The sequence below is a fragment of the Pasteurella sp. WM03 genome, from assembly GCF_004570945.1.
GTDB lineage: Bacteria > Pseudomonadota > Gammaproteobacteria > Enterobacterales > Pasteurellaceae > Rodentibacter.
The window spans coordinates 13,544-38,723 of record NZ_SPPO01000003.1; the positions used below are offsets into that span (position 1 = coordinate 13,544).

Here is a 25,180-nt window from a genome sequence, read left to right on the forward strand (position 1 = left end):
AGTTTTGTTAAGTTTTTCTAATTTTGATAACAAAAAAGGCTTGGAAAACCCAAGCCTTATATACATCTCTCTTTGCGAAATTATTCGCCCAAACGCTCTTTAATACGAGCAGATTTACCCGAACGCTCACGTAAGTAGTAAAGTTTCGCCTTACGTACTGCACCTTTACGTTTAACTGTGATGGAATCCACCACTGGTGAGTGAGTTTGGAATACACGCTCAACACCCACACCATTTGACACTTTACGTAAAGTAAATGCAGAGTGCAAACCACGGTTACGAATTGCAATAACCACGCCTTCGAATGCTTGCAAGCGACGTTTACTTCCTTCTACTACCCATACTTTAACTTCTAAAGTATCACCTGGGCGGAAGCTAGGTACGTTTTGTTTTAATTGTTCTTGTTCAAGTTGTTTAATAATGTTAGACATTTTTTGATCCTTACATTGATCTAATGATCCTAGAATTAACTGATTTGTTTTGCTACATATTGTAATTAATCTGCTACGTGGCTTTGCTTTTCTGTACTCATGTACTGTCTTCAGCTTATCACTTACATCTTAACTAAACTATTTTGCAAAACTCTACTGTTGTTCCGCTTTCACTTCTTTCAACAGCTTACATTGTTCGTCAGTCAGAGCTAGGCCTTCCAATAGCTCAGGGCGACGGAGCCACGTTCTCTCAAGCGATTGTTTTAACCGCCATTTGCGAATTTCTTCGTGATTCCCCGACATCAGCACAGGTGGTACAGTTAAGCCTTCTAAAACTTCCGGTCTAGTGTAATGTGGACAATCTAATAAACCGCCTACAAAAGAATCTTCTTCTGCGGAAGCTTGTTTGCCTAATACACCGGGAATAAACCGCGCAACGGCATCAATTAATGTCATTGCCGGCAATTCGCCTCCGGTTAAAACGTAATCACCGATTGACCATTCTTCATCAATTTCAGTTTGAATCAATCGTTCATCAATCCCTTCATACCGCCCACACACTAAAACCAATTTTTGATTCTGTGCCAACTCTACGACACCGGATTGATCGAGTTTACGTCCTTGCGGTGAAAGATAAATCACCTTTGCACCTTCTCCTACAACCGCTTTTGCTGCGTGAATGGCATCCCGTAAAGGCTGCACCATCATTAGCATTCCCGGCCCACCACCATAAGGGCGATCATCGACCGTTTTATGCTTATCTCGTGTAAAATCACGAGGATTCCAACATTGCACTTGCAAGAGATTTTGTTTTACGGCTCTACCGGTTACCCCAAATTCCGTAATTGCTTTAAACATTTCGGGGAATAACGTAATTATTCCGATCTGCATAATTCAGCCTTACTTTGTTTAAAACCGACGACATTACGTTCGAGCATACCTGAGATTAGAAACCAGCGTCCCAATCCACTTCAATGGTTTTTGTGGTGAGATCGACTCTTTTAACTACTTGTTCATACAAAAACGGAATTAACCGCTCTTGTTTTCCAAAAGCATCTTTGCTACCAGCTTTGACGACCAACACATCATTTGAACCGGTTTCCATCATTTCAGTGACTGTTCCCATCGTATAGCCTTGAAGATTGACCACTGAGCAACCAATTAAATCATGCCAGTAATAATCGCCTTCTTCCAATTCAGGAAATACGGAGAGATCCACACCAATCTCAACATTTGCTAAAACTTGGGCTGCTTCACGATCATCCGTACCTTTTAGCTTTACAATCAGCTCGTGATTATGATGACGCCAATTTTCAAGTTCTATTGGTTGCCATTCACCTTTGATTTTTAAAAACCAAGGTTGGTAGTCAAAAATGCTTTCAGCATATTCGGTTGATGAATAAATACGTAACCACCCACGGATACCATAGGTTGAGCCCAATTTGCCCACAACTTCAATACGTTGTTGTTCCATATTCTTCACCTATCTCTACTCAAAAGCGAATTAAGCGGCTTTTTGAGCTTCTTTTACCAAACAGGCAACGCGATCAGAGAGTGAAGCACCTTGACCTACCCAGTGATTTACACGGTCTAAGTCAATGCGAAGACGTTCAGCATTACCCTGTGCAATTGGATTGAAAAAGCCTACACGCTCAATAAAACGACCGTCACGTGGTGAACGGCTGTCAGCGACGACGATTTGATAAAAAGGGCGTTTTTTAGCTCCGCCACGAGATAAACGAATGGTTACCATAACCTTCCTCTAATTATTTGATTACTAAAAGAATATTTCTAAGCTCGAAAGTCACTTAAAAATATAGCTTACTTTTTTCTCTGTATATATAGACAAAAAGCCCGAAGATTTTACACTTTTTGAACAAAAAGGCAAGATAAAACAGCGTTAGGAAAAGAGGAAATTTTGCAGACAAATTGACCGCACTTTAATAAAAAGTGCGGTCAATTTATTCAATGTTTTTAAAAATAGAAATTAATAAACGCCTTGTGCCAACATCGCATCAGCTACTTTCACGAAACCGGCAACATTTGCCCCTACCACATAATTGATGTTCTCTTGACCTTCTACCGTGCCATATTTTTTACAGTTTGCGTGAATATCCAACATAATGCGATGCAATTTTGCATCCACTTCTTCCGCTGTCCAATATAAACGTTGTGAGCTCTGTGCCATTTCTAAACCTGAAGTCGCTACCCCACCTGCATTCGCCGCTTTACCCGGGCCGAATAATACACCGGCTTCTAAAAACGCATCGGTTGCTTCAATAGAAGTTGGCATATTCGCCCCCTCTGCGACTAATTTAACGCCATTTGCAATCAATGCTTTTGCATCATCGATCTCAAGTTCGTTTTGAGTAGCACAAGGAAGAGCAATATCCACTTTCACTTCCCAAGGGCGTTTACCTTCTACATATTGCAAACCAAACAGTGCCGCATAATCTTTTACGCGACCACGTTTAACGTTTTTAATGTCTAAAAGTGCGGCTAATTTTTCAGATGTAAAACCTTCAGGATCGTAAACATAGCCAGAAGAATCGGAACAAGTAACGACCTTAGCACCTAAAGCAAGGGCTTTTTCGATAGCATACTGCGCCACATTTCCTGAGCCTGAAACAGAAACCACTTTACCTGCGAAACTATCCCCTTTTTCGGCTAACATCGCTTGTGCAAAGTAAACCAATCCGTAACCTGTCGCTTCCGGACGGATTAAACTCCCTCCGAAAGATAAGCCACGACCGGTGAAAACACAGGCGGCTTGATTTGATAATTTTTTCATATAACCGGCAAGGTAACCCACTTCACGACCGCCCACACCGATATCACCGGCCGGTACATCCGTATCCGCCCCGATATGACGATATAATTCCGCCATTAATGCCTGACAGAAACGCATCACTTCTGCATCAGATTTCCCTTTAGGATCAAAATCCGATCCGCCTTTGCCTCCCCCCATCGGTAAGGTAGTTAGCGCATTTTTGAAAATTTGTTCAAAGCCTAAAAATTTTAAGATTGAAAGGTTCACGGACGGGTGAAAACGCATCCCTCCTTTGTATGGCCCAATCGCACTATTAAATTGTACACGGAATGCACGGTTTACTTGGACTTGCCCCTTGTCATCCACCCAAGCTACACGGAATTGAAATGCACGCTCCGGTTCGACTAAACGTTCTAATAAAGCTTCAGAACGATATTTTGGATTGGCTTCCAAAAACGGCCAAATAGAAGTGAAAACTTCACGAACCGCTTGTAAAAATTCAGGTTGATGACCATCACGCTGTGCGACTTTTGCTAAAAACTCGTCTAAAGATGAGACTGCTGACATACTGTGTTTCCTTCTTAATTTTGATGTTTATGTGTTTGTTTTATTATGAGCAACCGTTTGCTAACGGTTGGCACACAATATGCAATGACTCGTTTAATATTGCAATGATTTTTTTAAGGAAAAAATGAATAAAAAACAAAAATCGAGAAAATATCTAATATTCTCTCGATTTTATTAAATAAAATTTAATTTTAGTGATAAAATCCCATTTTTACATAAAAAACTATTTATTTTTACTTTCCAAGTACAGCCACTCTGCCACTTGTTTGGCAAAATAAGTCAAAATACCATCTGCACCGGCTCGTTTAAAACAAAGAAGGGATTCCATAATACATTCCCTTTCTTTTAACCAACCATTTTGAATTGCCGCCATATGCATGGCATATTCACCGGATACTTGATAAGCAAAGGTTGGCACGCCGAAATATTTTTTCACACGATAAACCATATCCAAGTAAGGCATTCCCGGTTTTACCATCACCATATCCGCCCCTTCCTGTAAATCAAGCGCTACTTCTTGCAAGCCTTCATCGCCATTTGCCGGATCAAGTTGGTAGGTTTTCTTATCACCGCCTTTGAGATTACCTGAAGATCCTACAGCATCACGGAAAGGCCCATAGTAATTTGAAGCATATTTTGCGGAATACGCTATAATTTGTGTGTTAATGAAACCTTTTTCTTCTAATGCTTGACGAATACGCCCAATACGTCCGTCCATCATATCACTTGGTGCAACAATATCAGCCCCAGCCTCCGCATGAGAAAGTGCCTGCTTCACCAAAACATCGGTTGTCATGTCATTTAACACATAACCTTGTTCATCAATAATACCGTCTTGCCCATGAATAGTATAAGGATCAAGTGCCACATCCGTTAGCACACCTAATTCCGGATACGCCGCTTTTAAGGCTTTTACAGCACGTTGCACCAAACCGTTCGGATTATAGGCTTCTTCTGCCATTAAGGTTTTCTTGTTTTGTTCAATCACAGGAAAAAGCGAAATCACCGGCACACCATATTTCACCAAAAGTTCGGCTTCAATTAATAATTGATCAATAGTTAAACGTTCCACGCCCGGCATAGAAGGAACCGCTTCACGATAATTTTCACCTTCTAAAATAAACACCGGATAAATTAAATCATCCGCTGTAAGTTTGTTTTCAGCGACCAAGCGGCGACTGAAATCATGTTTACGTAAACGGCGTAAACGACGGGTTGGAAATCCTGTAAAAATTTGTTGGGTCATATTGTTATCCTTTTACTGACTATTTATGACGAGAAAGGGGCCTATGCCCCATTTGTTATTCCGTTTTTTCTTTCGAATTTTTAACCGCACTTTCTTCAGAATCATCCTTTGGTTGATAGAAACGTGCAACTAATAAACCCACTTCAAACAATAACCACATTGGCACTGCAAGTAATGTTTGAGAAAACACATCAGGCGGTGTCAGAATCATTCCGATAAAAAATGCGGCGACAATAATATAAGGGCGTTTTTCTGCAAGGGCTTTTACTGTAGTAACCCCCGTCCAACAAAGCAAAATAATTGCAATCGGTACTTCAAAACATACCCCAAAGGCAAGAAATAAAGCTAAAGCAAAATCGAGGTAGCTACTAATATCTGTTGCGATCGCCACGCCTTCCGGGGCAGTTTGTGTGAAGAAACCGAAAACAAAGGGAAACACTACATAGTAGGCAAATGCCACACCGCAGTAAAATAAAATTGTACTGGAAAACAGCAGAGGATAAATCATTCGCTTTTCATGTTGATACAGCGCTGGAGCAACAAATGCCCAAATTTGATAAAGCAAATAAGGTACCGAAATAAACACAGAAACAATTGCCGTCAATTTAATCGGTGTGAAAAAAGGGGTTTGAATATTCGTTGCAATCATCGTTGCACCTTTCGGCATCACCTCTGTTAAGGGAGAAGCAACGAAATGATAAATATCATTAGAAAAATACACCAAACCAACAAAGATCACCGCAATACAAATCACACAACGCAATAAGCGGTTTCTTAGTTCAACGAGATGGGTAATAAGAGGTTGAGATTCATCCACGTGATTCATAAAAACTCTCTATGATTGGGATTTTGGTGCCGGGGCAACATCGTCCGTATCATCCGGTGGATAATAATCAGACAAGCGCTCGGTTAATTCTGCTTGTTCATGAGGTTCAAGTGCGGTCAGATCTGAAAGCGTTTTTTCATCAGTTTCTACGCATTCATTCTTTGTTAACATATCTCTTGAAACCGTATTTTCGTCCGGCTTAATATTTTCAGCCGCACTTTTTAGCTCTTTGATCTGTTCTTCCACCGTTGTCCCCGCGGCTGCAGCTTTTGACTCTAACTCGCTACGCATTTTATCTGCCTGCGCCTTTAACTCTTCAACGGTTTTACTTAACTCAGGCGAAAGAGTCTGTAAATTCAGGGATTCCGCTTTCTTAATGCTATCCTGTAATTCTTGCAATTTTAGTTCTTGTTTTAATTCATTTTGAACATTGGCAGCTAACCCGCGGATGGTCTTCACCCACCCCATCACGGTTCTGATTGCAAGCGGCAAACGTTTAGGGCCTAGCACCACTAAGCCTACTATCATTAACAAAACAAGTTCGGAAAAACCAATATCAAACACGGTTTATGCCTGTTCTTTTTCTTTTGTTGTTTCAGTTTTCACCGTTTCGCTATTATTATCAATAGATTTAAATTCCGCATCTTTGGCTTTTGGCTCATCATCTTGCATCGCCTTTTTGAAACCTTTTACTGCCGCACCAAGATCAGCCCCTGCATTTCTCAATTTTTTCGTACCAAAAACCAATAAAATCACCACTAACAAGATAATCATTTGTGCCGGAGATAAACCAAACATAATAAAACTCCCTTTCTAATAAGAATAAAAAATTTGGGCTGAATATACTCTTTTTGACCTCATTGAACAATAGCCAAAGCGAATTATTTTCTCACGCAAAATAGCAAGTGCGGTGGATTTTATATAAGAATTTAAAAGTTGGAAGAATGAGAAAAATTGTTATAATCAGCGCTCAATTTTATAAGGAAAGATAAATATGCATTCAATTTCTTATTGGCAACGTTTAAAAGTTGCTTTTCAATACGTGATGCCTCAACTTTATTTAACCCAGTTTGCCGGTTGGTTTGCGAAGCAAAAATGGGGCAAAATCACTCATCTTGCTATCAAAGTCTTTGCGAAAAAATACAACATTGATATGAGTATTGCGCAAAAAGAGCAATTTAATGAATATGAAAGTTTCAACGAATTTTTTATTCGTCCGTTAAAAGACAACGCTCGCCCAATTAACCAAAATCCGACCACACTTTGCCTACCGGCAGACGGCCGTATTAGTGAATGTGGTTATATTGATGATGACCGTTTATTACAAGCCAAAGGGCATTTTTTCCGTTTAGAGGATTTATTGGCAGAGGATAAAGAATTAATCGAAACCTTTAAAAATGGCGAGTTTACCACCACCTATCTTTCACCCAGAGATTATCACCGTGTGCATATGCCTTGCGATGGTACACTCCGTAAAATGATTTATGTTCCCGGCGATTTATTTTCGGTCAATCCGTTTTTAGCCCAACACGTGCCGAATTTATTTGCCCGTAACGAGCGGGTGATTTGTGTGTTTGATACGGAATTTGGCACGATGGTACAAATTTTAGTCGGCGCCACTGTCACTGCAAGTATTGGGACAACTTGGGCGGGAGTAATTAATCCGCCACGTCATAATGAAGTGAAAACCTGGACTTATGAAGGTGAAAGTGCGGTGAAACTCACCAAAGGTCAAGAAATGGGTTGGTTCCAACTTGGCTCTACCGTAATCAATTTATTCCAAGAAAATCAAGTACGATTGGCAGATCATCTCAGTGTCGGCGAGCCGGTTCGTATGGGTGAAATTTTGGCATACAAAAAGTAATTTTAACAAAGGAAAACAGCATGAATTTTGAACAAATTAAACTAGAAAGTCTTTCTGAAAAAGGCAGTTATGGTATCGGTTTACAAATCGGTCAACAATTATTAGACAGCCAAATGGAAATTGCCGTTGAAGCAGTCGCAAAAGGGATTTTCGATGCGTTAAATCATAATCAACCAGCCTTGGATATCAACGAGTTGATGCTTTCCGTACAACAACTTCAACAACAAGCGACACAAGCACAACAGGCTAAATTCAAAGTGATTGAAGAAGAAGGCAAAGCCTTTTTAGCGGAAAATGCCAAAAAAGCCGGTGTAACCGTAACGGACAGCGGACTTCAATATGAAATCATCACGGAAGGTACGGGCGCAAAACCGTCAGCCACCGATAAAGTGCGTGTTCACTATACCGGTACATTACCAAACGGCACTGTATTCGACAGTTCCGTATCACGTGGTCAACCTGCAGAATTTCCGGTAAATGGTGTAATTCGCGGCTGGGTTGAAGCATTACAAATGATGCCGGTAGGATCTAAATGGAAACTCACCATTCCACACGAATTAGCCTACGGTGAACGTGGCGCAGGTGCTTCTATCCCTCCATTCTCTACTCTTGTATTTGAAGTAGAATTATTAGATATTCTTTAGTCTAGTTAAACTACAACTGATACTTGACATAGTAAACAAAATAGTTGATCGTGAATTTACGATCAACTATTTTTTATTTAAAAAAATCTTTAATAAACATCGTTTTATGATACTTCATCAATCCATTATGAACAGATAATCTTGATTCCTCGTTAAGCTTAAATAAGCGCTATTAAATTCCCATGTTTATAGAAATATTTGTCCCTTATTGTTAGTCATTATCGGAATGATCTTCTAGATAAATTTTATACTTTAGCACAAAGAAAACCCTTATTCCCCACTATTGAATGGGAAAAATACAAATTCCTGACATTGAAAAGTGACACTCACGGTAGATTGTAAAGGCAAATCTGTACTTTCATAAGCAATAAGACTAATGCCGTTAATAGCAATTTGATAACGGTAGTACTGCCCTAAAAAAAGTTTATCAATTACTGTTCCTTTCCCTGTTTGTTCAAGTTTGAGCAAAATTTGTTCTGGGCGAAGTAACCATTGATAACAGCCTGCGGTATAGTCCATTTCAGGAAAAAGGTGGTAAGTACCAATCGGGCTTTTAAGGCTTCTGTCAGCTTGAATTTCACAATTAAGGTAATTTGTACTCCCGAGAAAATCTGCGACAAAGTGGTTGATAGGGTTGTGGTAAAGCTGAGTTGGCGTAGCGATTTGTACAATTTTTCCTTGATCCATGACGGCAATTTTATCCGCAAAAGCAAAAGCTTCTTCCTTACTATGCGTCACAAAAATTGCCGGTACTTTTTGATTTCTCAAAATTTGCTTAATTTCTTGGATCATCGCATAGCGCGTTTGGCTGTCAATATTAGAAAAAGGCTCGTCCAACAAAAGCAATTCAGGTTTGCAAGCTAAAGCTCTAGCGATAGCTACCCGCTGTTGCTGCCCACCGGATAATTCGTGTGGGAAGCGTTGTTCAAAGCCTTCTAATTTCACTACGCTCAACATTTGTTGAGTCACGCTTTTCTGTTCATTTTTTGTCAATTGACTCAACCCAAATTGGATATTTTCCGCAACAGTTAAATGTGGAAAAAGGGCATAATCTTGAAAAATTAAACCGATTTTGCGTTGTTCCACAGGTATTGAGTTAATCACCTTACCTGACAGTTTTACCATGCCTTGGGAAGTCGGAATTAAACCGGCTATCGCTTTGAGTAAGGTTGTCTTACCACAGCCGCTTGCACCGAGTAAACAAACAATCTCATTTTCTTCAACATCAAGATTAAGAGATTTTAAAATCTGATTTTGTTCAAACTTGCAGCTCAGTTGCTGCACTTCAAGTAATTTCATTTAACGCTCTTTTTGTGATTGAGAAATCAGTGAACGAGTGAGCCAAATCACAGGAATCAGCCCTACCAATACCAAGACAATTGCAGGCATCGCTGCCCGTTCTAACTGCTCGTCCGAAGTAAAAGTAAACACATAAGTGGCAAGCGTATCAAAATTGAAAGGTCGAAGTAACAATGAGGCATTGAGCTCTTTCATGCTTTCAATAAAGACCATTAAAGTTGCCGTAATCATTCCCTTAAAAATCAATGGAATATGAATACGCTTAAACATTATCACCCCACTTTTACCCATTGTTTGGCTTGCCATATCTAGTGTGGGAGAAATTCTTTCTAAGCAAGCCCCTAGACTCCCGATTGCCATGGCTAAAAAACGAATAGTATAAGCCAACACTAACGCAAATACCGAACCGGAGAAAATCAGTCCAACAGGTTTTAGTTCCAAAGATTTGAGTAGACTATGTAGTTGATGATCAGCAAAAGTAAGAGGAGAAAGCAAACCAATAGCCAACACTGTACCGGGAATAGCATAGCCAAAGCTGGATAGGGCAAGTGAAAGCTGAGTCATTTTGCCAAAAAATGGCGTATTTCGAGATAGTCGATGAGCAAAGTGCAACAAAAGAGCTATACATACCGTAGCCATAGCCGCAATAGAGGATACCTTTAAACTATTTAAGGCAAACTTGACAAAATCTAAATTCCACGACTGTTCAAAATAGTCTATCGACCAAAAAATCAATCGTCCAAACGGAATAAAAAATGCCATCGCCAATAGACTCCAGCACCATACCAACGCTAAGCCACAACGCCATCCTGTCAGCGTTCTAAAATGGGTTTTCTTTTCATAACCACGTTGATAGCTTTTCTGCTTTCGACGACTATATTGTTCAAGGCTGATAAACAGAAAAATCATCAGCAACATAAAGATTGAGATACGGCTTGCCGTACCAAGATCGTGAAAACTCAGCCATGAATCGTAGATTGCGGTTGTCAACGTAGGGAGAGCAAAATAGGCGACAGTACCAAAATCTCCCAAGGTTTCCATGGCGACCAATGCCATTCCTACCGCAATGGCTGGACGAATAAGTGGAAAAGTCACGCGACGAAAAATTTGGAAAGGTGATGCACCAAGCATTTTAGCACTATGCTGCAAATTTTCTGATTGCTCTAAAAACGCGACCCGCACAAGGAGAAAAATATAAGGATATAGCACTAAGGCAAGAACAAAACAAGCACCGTAAAGCGTCCTAATTTGAGGAAACCAATAGTCCTGTGGCGTTTGCCAGCCGAAAAGATTGCGTAATAATGACTGAAACGCCCCCGAATAATCAAGTAAATCCGTATAAAGATAAGCGATTAAGTAAGCAGGCATGGCAAGAGGCAAGCAAAGCAACCACTGTAATGAACGTTGTCCCCAAAACTGAAAATTTGCCACCAACCATGCTGAGGGAAGAGCAAAAAATAATGCCAATGCGACAGTACCAAGTACTAATAATATAGAGTTAGTCACATAGTGACCGAGCATGGTGTTCCAAAGATGAATAAGATTATCTGTCTTACCGTCCATCGCATGGTAAGCAATTGCCAACAACGGTAATAGGATAAAAAGTGCGGTCAAAATCGCAAAAAATTTCCAAAGTAAGTTACGGGTCATTTAAACTCTTTTCCCATACAAGCCGTAGATTTAATCATCCGAGATAACATAATTCGCACATCAAAACTATATTTTATTGAGAATAATTATTTTAGACATTAAAAACGAGCTGTAACAAAGCTTTGGATGATTCCTTATTCTTTGTTAAAAGCTCGTTCTATTTAATCAAGAAAACCTAATAATTAAAATTCATCAAATTTCACTTCATCAACTAATTTCAAGGCTTTCTCATAATTTTTTGCGATAGTTTCCAATTTTAAGGTATCCGGCGTGAATGTTCCCCAACCTTTAACCAATTCGGAAGGTTCAACACCCGGTTTTACCGGATACTCATGATTGAGCTGCGCATAAAGTTTTTGAGCTTTTTCACCGCTTAAATACTCCACAAGTTTTACTGCGTTTTCTTTATTTGGTGCATATTTTGCGAGTGCAACTCCGCTGATATTAACATGCGTACCGTGTTTACCTGCTGGGAAATTAATCACTGCAGATTCTGCCCAAGCTTTTTGTTTCTCATCATCTAACATTTTACCGTAGTAATAGCTGTTACCTAGTGAATAATCGCAAACACCCTCTTTAATTGCTTTCACTTGATCACGGTCACCTCCTTGCGGTTTTTGAGCAAGATTCGCTTTTAAACCTTCTAAAAAGGCTTTAGTTTTTTCTTCACCGTAATGTTCAATCATTGACGCAAAAAGCGAAACATTATAGGAATTTTTGCCTGAACGTACGCATACTTTACCTTTAAATTCAGGTTTGGCTAAATCTAAATAGTTAAAATCACCAGGTAACTTCCCTACCCGATCTTTAGATGAATAAATCACTCGTGCACGAGTCGTTAAACCATACCATTTACCATCAGAATCACGATATTGTGCAGGAATATTTTCATCTAAGACCTTAGAGGTAAAAGGTTGTGCTAAACCTTCATTCACAATTTGCATCACGCGTGAAATATCCACTGTCAATAACACATCAGCTGGACTTAATTCACCTTCCTGCTTGACTCGTTCAACCAAACCCTTATCAGCGAAAATCACATTTACCTTAATACCGGTTTCTTTTTCAAAATCCTTAAGCATTGGTTCAATGAGGTACGGTTGGCGGTAAGAATAAACATTCACTTCACTTGTGGCAAATGCAGAAGTAGAAAATACTGCGGAAAGCGATAAGGCAAATGTTGCAAAAGATTTTTTCATTAGGCTTCCTCCATAGGAAAGAGATTGACAGAGTATTGAGATGTTGGGATTTTAAAAGGTTATCCATTTCTCGTCAATAATAATTATTCTTATTTGTAGATATGTTTTTTTCCTATAAGATATTGATGTATCTTTATATAAAATGTACGACAATCGATTATTTATCCCTTACTTTCCCCATATAAAAAATAAGCGGCGATATTCACCGCCGCTAGCATACATCTGTCCCATAAATATTAAGCAGGATAAACCGGAAGACGTTTACAAATTGCTAATACTTTTTCTTTTGTCGCTTCAATCACTTGTTCTTCGTTTTCTTTGCCAAGTACATCTAAAATATCACACATCCAACCGGCTAAATCACGGCAATCTTGTTCATTAAAGCCACGACGGGTTACTGATGGCGTTCCCACTCGAATCCCCGAAGTCACAAATGGTTTTTGCGGATCATTTGGCACCGAGTTTTTATTCACAGTGATGTTTGCTTTACCTAATGCCGCATCAGCCGCTTTACCGGTTAAGCCTTGTTTAATGAAACTCACCAAGAACAAGTGATTTTCCGTACCCTTTGATACCACATCAAAACCACGTTGTTTAAATACTTCTACCATTGCCTTCGCATTTTTCAACACATTGGCTTGATACACTTTGTATTCCGGCTCTAAAGCTTCTTTAAAACATACCGCTTTTGCTGCAATTATGTGAACTAACGGGCCACCTTGATTCGCCGGGAATACGGAGGATTGTAATTTTTTATAGATTTCTTCATCACCGCAAGAAGAAAGAATTAAACCGCCACGTGGACCGCCAAGGGTTTTATGGGTCGTTGTAGTCACGACATGGGCGTGCGGTAATGGATTTGGATATAATCCCGCAGCAACTAATCCTGCGACGTGTGCCATATCCACAAATAAATATGCCCCAACTTCATCGGCAATTTCACGCATCTTCGCCCAATCAACTACCTGAGAGTAAGCAGAGAAACCGGCTACAATCATCTTTGGTTTAGATTCCAATGCTTTTTGGCGCACATCTTCGTAATCAATCAAACCATCCGCAGTGATACCGTAAAGCACCGAGTTATAAATTTTACCTGAGAAACTCACTTTTGCACCGTGTGTTAAATGACCACCATGAGCCAAGTCCATTCCTAGGATAGTATCGCCTGCATTAATTAATGCACCGTACACTGCCGCATTGGCTTGAGAGCCTGAGTGCGGTTGAACATTCACATAATCGGCACCGAATAACTCTTTTGCACGATCAATAGCGAGTTGTTCCACAATGTCCGCATATTCACAGCCGCCATAATAACGCTTGCCCGGGTAGCCTTCCGCATATTTATTGGTAAATTGACACCCTTGCGCCTCCATGACACGCGGGCTAGCATAGTTTTCAGACGCAATTAATTCGATATGTTCTTCCTGACGGCGGTTTTCATCTTGAATCGCTTGCCATAATACCGGATCGTAGTCAGCGATATTCATATTTTTAGTAAACATTGTGTTCTCCTGTTATGTGATTGCGATCTATAGTGTAACCGCTTATTGATTTAAACTTAATTAAAATTTAGTACATATTTTTTCATCTAAGAAATGAAAAAGATTCATAAGAAAAGTGCAGTCATTTTCCTTTTATTTTTCCTGCTCACGCTGAACCGCACGATAACCAATATCACGGCGATAAAAACGACCGATCCATTGGATTTGTTCTGCGATTTTCAGGGCTTTTTGTTGTGCTTCAAATACGCTATCGCCTAAGGCTGTGGCACATAATACACGACCGCCATTGGTCAGTAATTTCCCCTCTTTGGCCTCTACGCCAGCTAAGAAAACTTTTTCATTTTCGACCGCACTTTGCGGCAAACCGATAATTTCATCGCCTTTACGATAATCACCCGGATAGCCTTCCGCCGCTAATACAATGCCCAAGGAAGCCTTTGGATTCCATTGGGATTGAATTTCATCTAACTTGCCTTCACAAGCTTTAAGACAAAGCTCAACCAGATCGGACTCTAAACGCAACATAATTGGTTGGGTTTCCGGATCACCAAAACGGCAGTTAAATTCGATCACTTTCGGTTGGCCGTTCGGCATAATCATTAAACCGGCATATAAGAAACCGGTGTAAACATTCCCTTCCGCCGCCATGCCGTTCACAGTCGGATAAATGACTTCCTGCATAATGCGATCGTGAATCTCTGGTGTCACCACCGGTGCAGGTGAATAAGCGCCCATTCCACCTGTATTCAACCCAGTATCGTTCTCACCCACGCGTTTATGATCTTGACTGGTTGCCATCGGTTCAACATTTTTGCCATCCACCATCACAATAAAACTGGCTTCTTCACCCGCTAAAAACTCTTCGATCACTACTCGGCTACCCGCCTCACCAAAGGCATTGCCCGATAACATATCACGTACCGCCGCTTCCGCTTCTTGTAATGTCATCGCGACAATCACGCCTTTACCGGCAGCCAAACCATCTGCTTTCACGACAATCGGCGCGCCTTTTTCCCTCAAATATGCTAATGCCTGTTCTACCTCTGTGAAATTTTGATATTCTGCTGTTGGGATTTTGTGGCGAGCCAGGAAATCTTTAGTAAACGCTTTCGACCCCTCTAATTGCGCTGCGGCTTGTGTTGGCCCGAAAATTTTTAATCCGGCGGCACGAAATGCATCCACCACACCAATAACTAAGGGTGCTTCAGGGCCAACAATGGTTAAGTCGATTTGATTATCTTGCCCGAATTTAACAAGTGCCGGAATATCAGTAACAGCAATATTAACGTTTTCAATGTTGCTTTCCAGTGCCGTTCCTGCGTTGCCGGGTGCGACAAAAACTTTTTTGGCTAGTGGAGATTGAGCCGCTTTCCAAGCAAGCGCGTGTTCACGACCGCCGTTTCCGATGATTAAAATATTCATGATGATCCTTATAATGTTTATGTTGTGGTTGTCAAAAGTGTTTTTTGATTTTATTCGGGTTTCGCCTGAAAGCGACCTACTTTCTTTTACTCTTGTAAAAGAAAGTAGGCAAAGAAAACACGCCCCAGTTAAATCACTAATCTTTGCTTTATTGTCATTTTCTTAACGCTAAATTTGTAAACTCGCTACGCTCAAACAGTACAAATTTAGCTAAAAATGCCAAGTCGCAAAGGCGATTTATATGGGGCCCCGAATTAATCGGCACATCATTTGAAAAGTGCGGTTAGTTTTGACAATATTTTTAAGATATAAGAATATCTAAAATTTTAACCGCACTTTAAATCAAAAAAGAACAAATCGGTTCCCTTCTTTTCCGCCTTTGCTGAATTGAATTTGTAGGAAATTTTCGTCTGTTTGAGCGTAGCGAGTTCAGAAAATTTCTGTGAAGCAAATCCAATGAGGCAAAGGAAATAAGGAAAAGCGGGGTGCCTTTTCTTTTGGTTCGTTTTCTTTGGGCAAGCAAAGAAAATGAACTCGCTCTTTCAAAAATTGAAAGAGCGAAATACCATCATATTTAGTGCCTAAAATGTCTCATCCCAGTCAACACCATCACCATCCCATGCTCATCCGCCGCATCAATCACTTCCTGATCACGCATTGAACCACCCGGATGGATCACACATTGGATTCCCACTTTTGCCGCGGCATCAATGCCGTCACGGAATGGGAAGAAAGCATCGGATGCCATGACACACCCTGAAACTTCTAACCCTTCGTCCTGCGCTTTAATACCTGCAATTTTAGCGGAATAAACACGGCTCATTTGGCCTGCGCCAATGCCGATGGTTTGGTTATTTTTGGCGTAGACAATCGCATTGGATTTCACGAACTTCGCTACTTTCCAGCAGAATAATAAATCTTTGAGTTCCTGTTCCGTCGGTTGACGTTTGCTCACTACTTTTAAATCGTCCAAACCGACCATGCCTAAATCCGCATCTTGTACCAATAAACCGCCATTTACACGTTTGAAGTCTAAACGCTGAGTACGTTCTTGCCATTCTCCGCATTCAAGCAATCGAACATTTTTCTTGCGTTTTACCACCTCGATAGCTTCTGCTGATACTTTCGGTGCAATAATCACTTCCACAAATTGGCGTTCTACAATTTCAGTCGCGGTTTTTTCGTCCAGTTCACGGTTAAAGGCGATGATTCCACCAAAAGCGGAAGTCGGATCGGTTTGATAAGCACGATTGTAAGCTTCCAAAATATCTTTTCCTAATGCCACGCCACACGGATTAGCGTGTTTCACAATCACACAAGCGGGCTCATCAAATTCTTTCACACATTCAAGGGCAGCATCAGTATCAGCAATATTGTTATAAGAAAGAGCCTTGCCTTGTAATTGTGTCGCCGTTGCTACGCTCGCTTCTTTCACGTTAAGATCCACATAAAACGCCGCATTTTGGTGAGCGTTTTCACCATATCGCATGGTTTGTTTTCGCACAAAATTTAGGTTTAACGTCCGTGGAAATTGACCGCACTTCGCCTCTAAATCCTCTTCAGCTGCCACATGATAAGGCTTAACAAGCTGACCGAAATAATTGGCAATCATTGAATCATACTGTGCGGTATGTTCAAAGGCTTTGATAGCAAGATCAAAACGGGTTTCCTGCGTTAAGCTATTTTGATGTTGATCCATTTCCGATAGGATTGCATTAAAATCCTTATTATTCACAACAATAGCAACATCTTTGTGGTTTTTCGCAGCAGAACGCACCATAGTCGGGCCGCCAATATCAATATTTTCCACCGCATCTTCCAACGTGCAATCCGGCTTTGCAACGGTTTGTGCAAAGGGATATAAATTGACCACCACCATATCAATGCCTTCAATACCATGCTGTTGCATGACGACATCATCCGTTCCACGACGCCCCAAAATTCCACCATGTACTTTCGGATGCAAGGTTTTCACACGACCATCCATCATCTCAGGAAATCCCGTATACTCAGAGACCTCCGTCACAGACAAACCATTTTGTTCTAAGAGTTTTGCCGTACCGCCGGTTGAAAGCAATTTTACGCCACGTTGCACAAGCCCTTGGGCAAATTCCACGATACCGGTTTTATCTGAAACACTTAATAAAGCCTGACGAATAGGACGATCTGTCATTACATTTTCCTTTCATAAATAGGTTAAAAAAATAAGCGCGCAGATTATAACGCAAACGGTTGCGTAAATATAGAAAAGATTCAAGAAAATCAGTTGAAAGAGAAAGTGCGGTCAAAACAGAAAGCATTTTAGAGAAAAGCCCACGTTACGTGGGCAATCTGAGGAAGAAAACGATAAAATCTAACTATTAGTTTTTCTTAAATTTATTGTCTAATGCCAATGCTCCGGCACCTGCAAAAACAAAATAGAAGAAAACAACAGAATAAAGCAACGCCAGTTCGCCACCATTTGCGAGTGGGAAGAATAATCCCCCTTTCGCCGCATGCATAAAGAAGTAAGCATACGCCATTTGCCCAGATAAAATAAAGGCTGCAAGGCGGGTAAATAGACCTAACAACACTAGAATACCGCCGACAATTTCAATCACCCCTCCGACAATCATTAGTGGGTCGGCAACCGCACCATTACCACCTGTCATCGAAATAGGAAATTCCCAAAATTTAGCAGTGCCATGCAGAATAAACATATAAGCGGCAACAACACGTAATAACGCCAAAGCATAAGGACGAAATTTTTCAAGATTGTTCATAAAGTTTCCTTGTTTAAAAATAAATGAAAAATTGCGCAAATCATAGCGACTAAGGTTTTATCAAACAAGCGCAAAGTTTGAAAAAGACTTTTTACTTTAGGTTAAAAATAACTTAATTCCCTACTTGATTTATCCAATTCAAAAAGTGCTCCGCATCCATAAAACCGGTTATGCGGCTACCTGAAATTTCCTTCCCTGAACGATCCAAAAATAAAATTGTGGGTAAACCTAATACCTGATAGCGTTCCATAATAGCTTTATTTTCAGCGCTGTTTTTTGTCATATCTACTTGCAGTAACAAAATTTTTTCAAAAGCATTCTGCACCCTTTTATCGCTAAAGGTATAACGTTCAAACTCTTTACAAGCTACGCACCAATCCGCATATAAATCCAGCAAGGCCATGTTATGGGGATTTTTCGCTAATGCCTCATCTAATTCTTGTAAATTTTGAATACGTTGAAATTTTATATGAGAAATTTCCGGATTATTGACCGCACTTTGCAGACCGGATTGCTCTTGCCAGATGAGATTTTGCAAAGGCTGTACTGCCATCATGGCACAAACGAATGAAAGTACCTTCACTGCATAACCCAGACCATTTTTAGGCATTTGCAAAGCAAACCAAACAAAGAAAGAACTTGCTAATAACGCCCATAAACGAGGTTCCCACGCCTCAGGCAAAATACGGGAAAGCAGAAATACCGGCAAGGCGAGCATCACAAAGCCAAAACTGTGTTTAACCGTATTCATCCACTCCCCTGATTTTGGCAAAATTTTATTACCGAATAAGGTGATAAGAATAAGCGGGATTCCCATGCCCAACGCCAACAAATAGAGCGTGATTGCTCCCGTCACCAAATCACCGCTTTGCGCCACATAAAGCAATGCACCGGAAAGTGGTGCCGAAGTGCAAGGAGAAGCAACCAAACCAGCGATCATTCCCATTAAAAAAACCCCACCAAACGCACCGGAAGTTTGTTTTTGGCTCAATACATTGAGTTTGGTTTGTAAGGCGCTTGGCAACTGTAAGGTAAATACGCCAAACATGGATAATGCAAGCAATATAAATAGCACGGAAAGCCCAATCATCACATAAGGATGTTGCAAAGCAATTTGGAACGGTAGTCCGATTGCAGCCACAGCAAGCCCAAGCAAGGTATAAGTGAGCGCCATACCTTGCACATAAAGAAAACTAAGAGAAAAAGCCCGTAGCATATTTGGGCGTTGTTGCTGACCAATGACAATAGAGGAAAGCAAAGGCAACATCGGTAATACACAAGGAGTAAAAGCTAGCCCCAGCCCAAGTAAGAAAAAACCGAATGCCGCATATTTACTTTGGAACAAGCCTGCCGCTAAACGATCTTGTTCCGCTAAAAGTGCGGTTGAATTTTGCGGTGTTTTTTCTTCCACAGAAACAATGGGTAAATCCCCTACTTTCAAGATTTTGACTTCCGGCGGATAGCAAAATCCTTCCGTACACCCCTGATAGGAAATCTCAATATTCTGATTATCCCTAAAGGTTTCGCCGGAAACGTAAGCCACTAAAGGCTTAGTAAAAACGGCGACTCTTCCAAAATAAGGATCTTCGTGTATTTCTGCATTTTGGTTGAAATTCATTGAAAGGGATTGAGGCTCAGAGCCTATTTTTGCGCTGATTTTATCTTGGTAAAGGTAGTAGCCTTCTGCGATATCCCAACGAATAGAAAGTTGTTTTTTATCTTGTGAAATCTGAGCTGAAAGAGGAAACGCGTCATCAACATTTAAAAAAGACGCTTTATTATTGAATAACCCGGCTTGGCTTGCAAATGCACTAAAAACCAACACAAGCAAAAGAAAGTATTTTTTCATAGGTGAAAACGTAAATTGAGAGAAGGAAAAATTCTAGCATAAAGAAATTCTAAAAACTAAAAAAGTATGATTTAGATCATAAAATAAAAAGATCATAAAAAATAACCGAACTTTTCCGTTGTTACAACAATGTTACAAAGATAAAATAAACCATCTCTCAAATTAATTAAAAGGATTGAAATATGGCAACGCCCCAAATTCTCCTCGTTGAAGATGAAGCTGTTACCCGTAATACCTTAAAAGGCATTTTTGAAGCAGAAGGCTACAGCGTTCTTGAAGCACAAAATGGTGCTGAAATGCATGAGATTTTAAAAAATAACATAGTTAATCTAGTCGTCATGGATATTAATTTACCCGGTAAAAATGGGCTCTTACTCGCTCGGGAATTACGCGAATATGCCAATTTACCTTTAATCTTCCTAACCGGACGTGACAATGAGGTAGATAAAATTTTAGGGTTAGAAATTGGGGCTGATGATTACCTTACGAAACCTTTTAATCCTCGAGAATTAACCATTCGTGCACGCAATTTGTTACATAGAGTCATGCAACAAACTGAAAAAGAAAACCACAAAGAACGTGAATTTTACCGATTCAATGGTTGGATGCTCAATTTAAATAGCCATAGTTTGATCACCCCTGAAGGTGCTGAATTCAAACTCCCCCGTAGCGAGTTTCGGGCAATGTTACATTTCTGTGAAAACCCAGGAAAATTACAAAGCCGTCAAGAATTGTTAAAAAAGATGACAGGACGTGAGCTAAAGCCTCAAGATCGTACTGTGGACGTCACAATTCGCCGTATTCGTAAACATTTTGAAGATCACCCAAATACCCCCGAAATTATTGTGACGGTTCATGGTGAGGGGTATCGGTTCTGTGGGGAAATTGAATCATAAAACGGTCATCCATTCTTACTACCCCCAATGGGCGAGCTTTTAGTTCGCCCTTATTTCGCATAAAATAACAGAGCCCAGGTATTACACAACAAACTGTTTGCTGTAACTCACTCAACAAAGATTGTTATTGTCATAAAACCAACATAACAGGAAACGAGCTATAAAATAATCATATCGTCACGGTGAAGGGCAACCGCGCCATATTCATAGCCTAAAATCGCTTCAATTTCTTGAGATTTTTTTCCCTTGATTAACAATAACGCATCACTGTTATAGCGAGGCATACCAAGTGCAATATTTTTGCCTGCCTGATTACGAATTTTCACCACTTCACCACGGGAAAAACGACCTTCCACTGCCACAATTCCAGCAGGCAAAAGCGATTTATTTTGCACAAGCATGGCTTGCTCTGCACCGTCATCAATGGTGACCACACCGGCTGAAGGCGCAGCAAATAACCATTGCTTACGACATTCCAAACGATCGGTATGATGGGCGGTGAACTTCGTGCCAATCTCCTGTTCATGAGCCAAATCTACAATCACATTTGAACGGTTACCCGGCGCAATAATCGTTTCAATACCGGAACGTGTTGCCACATCTGCCGCGATGATTTTCGTACTCATCCCCCCCGTACCAAGATTCGTACCGCTGCCACCGGCTATCGAACGAATATGATCGGTGATTTTATCCACCACCGGAATGAGTTTTGCATTAGGATTTTTACGTGGATCGCTATCAAATAAACCTTGTTGATCTGTTAAAAGATAAAGTTGTTCCGCTTGCACCAAAATTGCCACCAACGCAGACAAATTATCGTTATCCCCGACTTTAATTTCCGCCGTTGCCACCGCATCGTTTTCATTAATGACAGGGATAATGTGATTATCCAAAAGCGCATGCAACGTATCACGGGCATTAAGAAAACGCTCGCGATCTTCAATATCCGCACGAGTCAGTAAAATTTGACCGATATGAATATCATAAATCGCAAACAATTTTTCCCACGCTTGAATGAGCTGGCTTTGACCCACAGCGGCAAGTAATTGTTTCGATGCAATGGTTGGCGGTAATTGCGGGTGGTTCAAATAATGGCGACCTGCGGCAATGGCACCGGAGGTCACAATCACAATACGAAAGCCCTCATGATGAAGTTGTGCAATTTGTCGCACAATTTCCATCATATGTGGCGAATTTAATTTGGGTGAACCTTGGGTTAAGGTGCTGGTACCGAACTTCACAACAATGGTTTTATTCATTTTATTAACCCTTTTTAATTATCAAAAAATGCCGCATACGTTAGCACTAAACTCATTAAAAAGCATTAAATTTATATTGTGCTGTGATATATTGTTCAGCAATTCAACAAGGAGCTTTTATGACGTTCAGTTTAATTGTCGCAACAACCCTTAACCATGTAATCGGCAAAGACAATCAAATGCCTTGGCATCTACCGGCTGACCTTGCTTGGTTTAGAAAAAATACTACCGGAAAACCTGTCATTATGGGGCGTAAAACCTTTGAGAGTATTGGTCGCCCTCTCCCCAAACGGGTGAATATTGTGCTTTCGCGCAAACCTTTTGAACACGAGGGCGTCATCTGGAAAAACAGCCTTGAAAGTGCGGTTGATTTTGTCAAAGATTCTGAAGAAATTATGCTGATAGGCGGGGGTGAACTGTTTAAACAATATTTACCCCAAGCGGATAAACTCTATTTAACCCAAATTCAAGCGGAAATTGACGGCGATACCTTTTTCCCTGAATTAAATTGGGATGAATGGCATATTGAATTTGAGGAGTATTGCGAAAAAGACGAGAATAATCCTTATGCTTGCCGGTTTTTAGTTTTAAACAGAAAATAACAAATAAAATTTAGGATAAATATTATGGATCATTCAGTTCACAACAAACTCGTTTCTTTTATCTGGAGTATTGCCGATGACTGCCTACGTGATGTATATGTACGAGGAAAATATCGCGATGTGATTTTGCCGATGTTTGTATTGCGTCGCTTAGATACACTACTTGAACCAAACAAAGGCGCAGTACTAGAAGAGGTACACTATCAGAAAGAAGAGCTAGGCTTTACCGAACTTGATCATCTACAGCTTGAAAAAACGAGCGGTTATGTGTTTTACAACACCTCAAAATGGACACTCAAAACCCTTTATCAAACCGCAAGCAATACACCGCAATATATGTTGGCGAATTTTGAAGAATATTTAGATGGTTTCAGTGCCAACGTACAGGAAATCATCAATTGCTTCAAATTACGTGAACAAATCCGCCATATGTCGAACAAAAACGTCTTATTAGGTGTGCTAGAAAAATTTGTTTCGCCTTATATCAACCTTACGCCAAATCCTCAACAAGATCCCGACGGCAACACACTACCTGCATTGACCAATCTTGGTATGGGTTATGTGTTTGAAGAATTGATTCGCAAATTTAATGAAGAAAACAATGAAGAAGCGGGCGAACACTTTACTCCACGTGAAGTGATCGAACTTATGACACACCTTGTGTTTGATCCGCTTAAAAGGCAAATTCCGGCAATTATTACCATTTACGATCCGGCATGTGGCAGCGGTGGAATGCTCACTGAATCGCAAAATTTTATTGAAGAGAAATATCCTTTATCGTCATCACAAGGCGATCGTTCCATCTTGCTGTTTGGCAAAGAAATCAATGATGAAACCTATGCTATTTGCAAATCCGATATGCTCATTAAAGGCGACAACCCTGAAAATATCAAAGTGGGTTCTACGCTTGCCACCGATACTTTCCACGGACATTATTTTGATTTTATGCTTTCCAACCCGCCTTATGGCAAAAGCTGGAGCGGCGATCAAGCCTTTATTAAAGATGGCAACGGTGTAATTGATAGTCGCTTTAAAGTATCCTTGCCGGATTATTGGGGCAAAGAGGAATCCCTTGATGCTACACCACGTTCAAGCGATGGCCAGTTGCTCTTCCTGATGGAAATGGTGAGTAAAATGAAATCACCGAAAGACAATAAAATTGGTAGTCGCGTTGCTTCTGTTCATAATGGCTCAAGCCTTTTTACGGGCGATGCTGGATCGGGAGAAAGCAATATCCGCCGCTTTATTATTGAAAATGACTTACTTGATGCCATCGTGCAACTCCCGAATAACCTTTTCTACAACACCGGGATCACCACCTATATTTGGTTGCTTTCCAACAATAAACCGGCACATCGACAAGGCAAAGTACAACTCATTGATGCCAGTTCGCTGTTTAGGAAGCTACGCAAAAATCTAGGTGATAAAAACTGTGAGTTTGCGCCGGAACACATCACTGAAATCACAAAAACTTACTTAAATTTCACCGCACTTTCCCGTAGAAATAATGAAGAAGGTTTGGCTTCACAAATTTTTGATAACCAAGATTTCGGTTATTACAAAGTCACTATTGAACGCCCGGAACGCCGTAGCGCAAAATTCACTGCGGAAAATATTGCCACATTAAGATTTGACAAAGCCTTGTTTGAGCCTATGCAATATCTTTATCAACAATATGGTGAAAATATTTACAATCAAACAACCTTGACAAGTGCAGAACAAGACATCACCGCATGGTGTGAAGCACAAGGCATTGCATTAAATAACAAGGCAAAAGCCAAATTGCTTGATGTAAAAACTTGGGAAAAATCTACCGCACTTTTCAACACGGCGAACAAATTATTCGCTCATTTTGGCGAGCAACAATTTGATGATTTCAACTTGTTTAAACAAACAGTGGAAAAATATCTAAAAGCAGAAAAAATCAGCCTATCCGCCACAGAGAAAAAAGCGATTTTCAATGCTGTCAGTTGGTATAACGAAAATGCTGAAAAAGTGATCGCTAAAACCCTAAAACTTAAACCTCAAGAACTCGAAGCCTTATGTAAACGCCTTGACTGCAAGATTGAAGAACTTGCCGATTTCGGTTATTACGCCACAGAAAAAATAGGCGAATTTATCCAATACGAAAGCGCAAGCGAACTGCGTGACAGTGAATCAATCCCGCTGAAACAATCCATTCATCATTACTTCAAAACCGAGGTACAACCCCATGTCTCGGAGGCTTGGGTCAATTTAGACAGCATAAAAATCGGCTATGAAATCAGCTTCAATAAATATTTCTACCGCCACAAACCGCTCCGTAGCCTTTCTGAAGTCGCGCAAGATATTTTAGCCTTAGAAAGGCAGACGGATGGGTTGATTTGTGAAATTTTGGGTTAAAAGTGCGGTC

The 25,180-nt window shown here is 40.4% G+C and carries 23 protein-coding genes; 5 read left to right on the forward strand and 18 right to left on the reverse strand.

Translation table 11 applies throughout. The features are described from left to right. Window positions 1-80 precede the first annotated feature (80 nt). From rplS to tatA, 9 genes are all read right to left on the reverse strand, one after another. Window positions 81-431, reverse strand: coding sequence for a 50S ribosomal protein L19 (gene rplS, locus E4T92_RS03965; protein ID WP_049358025.1), 351 nt, complete (start codon window positions 429-431; stop codon window positions 81-83). A gap of 153 nt (window positions 432-584) precedes the next feature. Next, window positions 585-1,322, reverse strand: coding sequence for a tRNA (guanosine(37)-N1)-methyltransferase TrmD (gene trmD, locus E4T92_RS03970; protein WP_135093540.1), 738 nt, complete (start codon window positions 1,320-1,322; stop codon window positions 585-587). A gap of 55 nt (window positions 1,323-1,377) precedes the next feature. Further along, the gene (rimM, locus tag E4T92_RS03975) at window positions 1,378-1,905 is read right to left on the reverse strand and encodes a ribosome maturation factor RimM (protein ID WP_077542411.1); all 528 of its coding nucleotides are present in this window, start codon (window positions 1,903-1,905) and stop codon (window positions 1,378-1,380) included. A 30-nt stretch (window positions 1,906-1,935) separates the two neighbouring features. Then, window positions 1,936-2,184 (reverse strand): 30S ribosomal protein S16, encoded by a 249-nt coding sequence (gene rpsP, locus E4T92_RS03980; protein ID WP_018356451.1) that lies wholly within the window; start codon window positions 2,182-2,184, stop codon window positions 1,936-1,938. 234 nt (window positions 2,185-2,418) lie between these two features. Then, complete coding sequence (gene gdhA, locus E4T92_RS03985) at window positions 2,419-3,768, reverse strand: NADP-specific glutamate dehydrogenase (RefSeq protein WP_077542412.1); 1,350 nt, start codon at window positions 3,766-3,768, stop codon at window positions 2,419-2,421. Between the two features lie 223 nt (window positions 3,769-3,991). After that, complete coding sequence (gene hemB / locus E4T92_RS03990) at window positions 3,992-5,014, reverse strand: porphobilinogen synthase (protein ID WP_135093541.1); 1,023 nt, start codon at window positions 5,012-5,014, stop codon at window positions 3,992-3,994. Window positions 5,015-5,069: 55 nt separating this feature from the next. Further along, window positions 5,070-5,840: a twin-arginine translocase subunit TatC gene (gene tatC, locus E4T92_RS03995; protein ID WP_135093542.1), complete on the reverse strand. Its 771-nt coding sequence runs from the start codon at window positions 5,838-5,840 to the stop codon at window positions 5,070-5,072. A 9-nt stretch (window positions 5,841-5,849) separates the two neighbouring features. Further along, window positions 5,850-6,404, reverse strand: a complete 555-nt coding sequence (gene tatB, locus E4T92_RS04000) for a Sec-independent protein translocase protein TatB (protein ID WP_135093543.1) — start codon at window positions 6,402-6,404, stop codon at window positions 5,850-5,852. A 3-nt stretch (window positions 6,405-6,407) separates the two neighbouring features. After that, window positions 6,408-6,638: a twin-arginine translocase TatA/TatE family subunit gene (gene tatA / locus E4T92_RS04005; protein WP_167754003.1), complete on the reverse strand. Its 231-nt coding sequence runs from the start codon at window positions 6,636-6,638 to the stop codon at window positions 6,408-6,410. A 196-nt stretch (window positions 6,639-6,834) separates the two neighbouring features. Between tatA and asd the strand changes: the two genes are divergently transcribed. Together asd and E4T92_RS04015 are read left to right on the forward strand one after the other, a co-directional pair. Next, window positions 6,835-7,704: an archaetidylserine decarboxylase gene (gene asd, locus E4T92_RS04010; RefSeq protein ID WP_135093544.1), complete on the forward strand. Its 870-nt coding sequence runs from the start codon at window positions 6,835-6,837 to the stop codon at window positions 7,702-7,704. A gap of 20 nt (window positions 7,705-7,724) precedes the next feature. After that, window positions 7,725-8,348, forward strand: a complete 624-nt coding sequence (locus E4T92_RS04015) for an FKBP-type peptidyl-prolyl cis-trans isomerase (RefSeq protein ID WP_135093545.1) — start codon at window positions 7,725-7,727, stop codon at window positions 8,346-8,348. 270 nt (window positions 8,349-8,618) lie between these two features. On the opposite strand, the gene E4T92_RS04020 is transcribed toward E4T92_RS04015, so the two are convergent. From E4T92_RS04020 to E4T92_RS04060, 8 genes are all read right to left on the reverse strand, one after another. Continuing rightward, a complete protein-coding gene (locus tag E4T92_RS04020) occupies window positions 8,619-9,647 on the reverse strand; it encodes an ABC transporter ATP-binding protein (RefSeq protein ID WP_135093546.1) in 1,029 nt (342 codons plus the stop codon). Beyond that, the gene (locus tag E4T92_RS04025; protein ID WP_135093547.1) at window positions 9,648-11,297 is read right to left on the reverse strand and encodes an iron ABC transporter permease; all 1,650 of its coding nucleotides are present in this window, start codon (window positions 11,295-11,297) and stop codon (window positions 9,648-9,650) included. It lies immediately after the preceding gene. Between the two features lie 182 nt (window positions 11,298-11,479). Beyond that, on the reverse strand, window positions 11,480-12,496 hold the full coding sequence (locus tag E4T92_RS04030) for a Fe(3+) ABC transporter substrate-binding protein (protein ID WP_135093548.1): 1,017 nt from the start codon (window positions 12,494-12,496) through the stop codon (window positions 11,480-11,482). Window positions 12,497-12,732: 236 nt separating this feature from the next. Continuing rightward, on the reverse strand, window positions 12,733-13,998 hold the full coding sequence (glyA, locus tag E4T92_RS04035; RefSeq protein WP_135093549.1) for a serine hydroxymethyltransferase: 1,266 nt from the start codon (window positions 13,996-13,998) through the stop codon (window positions 12,733-12,735). 132 nt (window positions 13,999-14,130) lie between these two features. Continuing rightward, complete coding sequence (gene purD / locus E4T92_RS04040; RefSeq protein WP_135093550.1) at window positions 14,131-15,420, reverse strand: phosphoribosylamine--glycine ligase; 1,290 nt, start codon at window positions 15,418-15,420, stop codon at window positions 14,131-14,133. Between the two features lie 574 nt (window positions 15,421-15,994). Further along, window positions 15,995-17,593, reverse strand: a complete 1,599-nt coding sequence (purH, locus tag E4T92_RS04050; RefSeq protein ID WP_135093551.1) for a bifunctional phosphoribosylaminoimidazolecarboxamide formyltransferase/IMP cyclohydrolase — start codon at window positions 17,591-17,593, stop codon at window positions 15,995-15,997. A 187-nt stretch (window positions 17,594-17,780) separates the two neighbouring features. After that, window positions 17,781-18,182, reverse strand: coding sequence for a DoxX family protein (locus tag E4T92_RS04055; RefSeq protein ID WP_135093552.1), 402 nt, complete (start codon window positions 18,180-18,182; stop codon window positions 17,781-17,783). 112 nt (window positions 18,183-18,294) lie between these two features. Then, window positions 18,295-20,031 carry a protein-disulfide reductase DsbD gene (locus E4T92_RS04060; protein ID WP_135093553.1) on the reverse strand — a complete coding sequence of 579 codons (1,737 nt, stop codon included), beginning with the start codon at window positions 20,029-20,031 and terminating at the stop codon, window positions 18,295-18,297. Window positions 20,032-20,213: 182 nt separating this feature from the next. Here E4T92_RS04060 and arcA point away from each other — a divergent pair, with 182 nt between their 5' ends. Next, window positions 20,214-20,927: a two-component system response regulator ArcA gene (gene arcA, locus E4T92_RS04065; protein WP_077542426.1), complete on the forward strand. Its 714-nt coding sequence runs from the start codon at window positions 20,214-20,216 to the stop codon at window positions 20,925-20,927. A 158-nt stretch (window positions 20,928-21,085) separates the two neighbouring features. Here the strand turns inward: arcA and proB are convergent, their stop codons facing one another. After that, window positions 21,086-22,186: a glutamate 5-kinase gene (gene proB / locus E4T92_RS04070; RefSeq protein WP_135093554.1), complete on the reverse strand. Its 1,101-nt coding sequence runs from the start codon at window positions 22,184-22,186 to the stop codon at window positions 21,086-21,088. Between the two features lie 119 nt (window positions 22,187-22,305). Between proB and folA the strand changes: the two genes are divergently transcribed. After that, on the forward strand, window positions 22,306-22,788 hold the full coding sequence (gene folA, locus E4T92_RS04075) for a type 3 dihydrofolate reductase (RefSeq protein ID WP_077544619.1): 483 nt from the start codon (window positions 22,306-22,308) through the stop codon (window positions 22,786-22,788). A gap of 24 nt (window positions 22,789-22,812) precedes the next feature. Further along, on the forward strand, window positions 22,813-25,170 hold the full coding sequence (locus tag E4T92_RS04080; protein WP_135093555.1) for a class I SAM-dependent DNA methyltransferase: 2,358 nt from the start codon (window positions 22,813-22,815) through the stop codon (window positions 25,168-25,170). Window positions 25,171-25,180: the final 10 nt, after the last annotated feature.